The sequence below is a fragment of the Desulfobacter curvatus DSM 3379 genome, from assembly GCF_000373985.1.
In the GTDB taxonomy this organism is placed as follows: domain Bacteria; phylum Desulfobacterota; class Desulfobacteria; order Desulfobacterales; family Desulfobacteraceae; genus Desulfobacter; species Desulfobacter curvatus.
In genome coordinates, this window is the sequence record NZ_KB892995.1 from 1 (window position 1) to 2,366 (window position 2,366).

At 42.4% G+C, this 2,366-nt stretch carries 1 protein-coding gene; it reads right to left on the minus strand.

The features are described 5' to 3' along the window. Nucleotides 1–1,258 precede the first annotated feature (1,258 nt). Nucleotides 1,259–2,113: a cold-shock protein gene (locus tag B147_RS33475; protein WP_020586676.1), complete on the minus strand. Its 855-nt coding sequence runs from the start codon at nt 2,111–2,113 to the stop codon at nt 1,259–1,261. Nucleotides 2,114–2,366: the final 253 nt, after the last annotated feature.

The window sequence follows — 2,366 nt, forward strand, 5'->3', positions numbered from 1 at the left end:
TGCCTTCTGAAAGAAGGAAAGGCGGAATTTTCCCAAAAAGGAGTGGGCGGAACAACTTCGGCCGACCTTTTATTATTTATGCGTCAGCACTGAATCTTTCAAAAGAGCATGGCCTCAAATATAATGAGTAGCAACACAAAAAATTTCTGTAAAGATATAATCCCCCCCGGAGTGACAGGGACAGTCTGCGGTAGTCGTTGAACCCAAAAATGGACCCTGTTTTTGAGGTAGTCTGCTCTATCTATGTTATTTTTAGCCTGCCAAAATCGACCTCTTTTCAATCCATATTTTGACAATGAATTTTCTGGCCGGATGGAAAAATTCCAGGCACAAGATGTGCGGGGGCATGTTTTTGAAAAAAGCGAGCCATACCACCTGTAGGGTTCACTGGCATAGATTTTAAATTCCTGGTTCTTTCTTCTGGAATTGGTGCCTACGTTCAAAATTTTACCGGTCACCGATGATATAGAAAATGCTCGCTTTGCTATTCCTCAAAGGTTTTAATTCATTTGCGATTTTTAACGACAAGTTAACCAGCGGCGGCTAAACAAAAGCTGCCTTCTGGATAGTTGCTGAAAATTTCAACAGCACCAATTTTTTAAACCCTATCGATACTAACCGTCTGAGTTAAACGCCAGGTTGGGCAACCCAATTTTAGTTTGCATGAAAAAGCCCGCGGTTTCTGGCAATTTAATAACTGGGGTATGCAGTTAGCTCTCGTAAAATTGTACTAAGTATTTGAATTTTAATAATTTTGGGCATGATGTCAAATATTCAAATAAAAGTATAAAAAGAATTTTAAAATCAAATAGTTATGAACTTTTAACGCGCATTAAGTGCATAGGCCAGTTTAATAATTACAATTATCATCCCTCACGTCCTTATGTATCTGTGAATTTCTTCTCGAGCGAGTTTTAAATCGTTTTAATTTGTGCTTTGCGCGTTCTAAAATATCGTCATACGTACGTATTTGATATGCTGGGAGATCCCCCTCGATGCGTCGCATTTCAATCGGGTCTACTCGACCTCGCCTGCCGATTATAACAAACATCCGAGGTCGAAAAGCAAAAAGCCTATATTTGTTCTTGAAATACTCACGATTTTGCTTCTCCTCAAAGTAATCTCGGTATTTCCTCAACTGCGCACACGCCTCGAATACGGCAGCAGAAAACCTCGCCCGTCGAGGTTTTGTGACGTCAACTCCGACTTGAGGAAGCTTTAGTTCGAGCAAGTCACATAGAGCATTGTCACCAACAGGTTATAGCACAAAATCTGGAATTAATTTATCGTCCGTTTCGCTCTCAAGAACGATTTTTGAATGGGCTCTTTGATAGTCATCCGTAAGAATAAAATCCGGATTTTGCTCAAAGAAGTCATGAAGGTCTTGTTCACGAACATATGGGTCGTTGATAAGTCCTTCTAAGTCTTGAACTGCGGTATAAAATGCAGCAGAGTAGGACGACCACACATAAAGAAAATTATGCTGCTGTTCATATTCATCAACTAAACGCCATCGACCATCGGGGGCAACAGATAATAGGCGGATAGAGCCATCGACTAAGGCAAGAGCGATGCTCTCAGCACGTAACTCGGTATTGCTGAGTAAAGAGTCATCCTCTGGATGTTCAAGCCGTATAACCTGCTCGCCAGATGTGCCGAGCTTAGCCAGGCCAATTTCAAAAGATACAGGGTCGCCCTCTGCTACTGTTTTAAAACCGTCCATCATTATGGAGCTAAAGTGAAGAAAAACATCATCAGCGCCACTGTCTGGAACGATAAAACCATATCCCTTTTTGTCATTCCACCACTTAATCTTTCCTGTAACTCTGAAAGAAGTTTCCTCGCTCCTCGATTGCATACGATCAAGAGAGGAGGCCCTGGCCAAACGCTCTGCGAGTGCGGCCGCAACTTGACATGCACCTTCGATTGATGATGCTCTTGTTTCCGCCTTGTGTATTACCGTCTCACGTGTCTCAACCCCTTTAGTTCGTTCTGACGAGGTGGTACCAACTGTCGCCTTAAATTCTATTGAGTAAATATCTTGACTAATTTCACGCACACTACATTTTATGTTCGAAACATTGAATTCACTGATTATGGCTATGTTCGACATTTAGTGTCCTATAGGATAATGTTGATGATTCCTGATTGAGATAAAGAGGACGTACTTCGCCACCAGAGCAACTTGTCTATATTTTCCCGTGATTCCAAACGCCCAACGCTTTGGCTCACTGGGGAGGGCCGCTTTTGGGCCCGAATCAGGTGCAGCCAATTGTGTGTGCCGGGCACGGCACATGTTCTTAAAAGTGAGTCAAATGTATAGAATTCCAATACATTTGGCAAGTCTTAGACCCAGCCTGATGGAG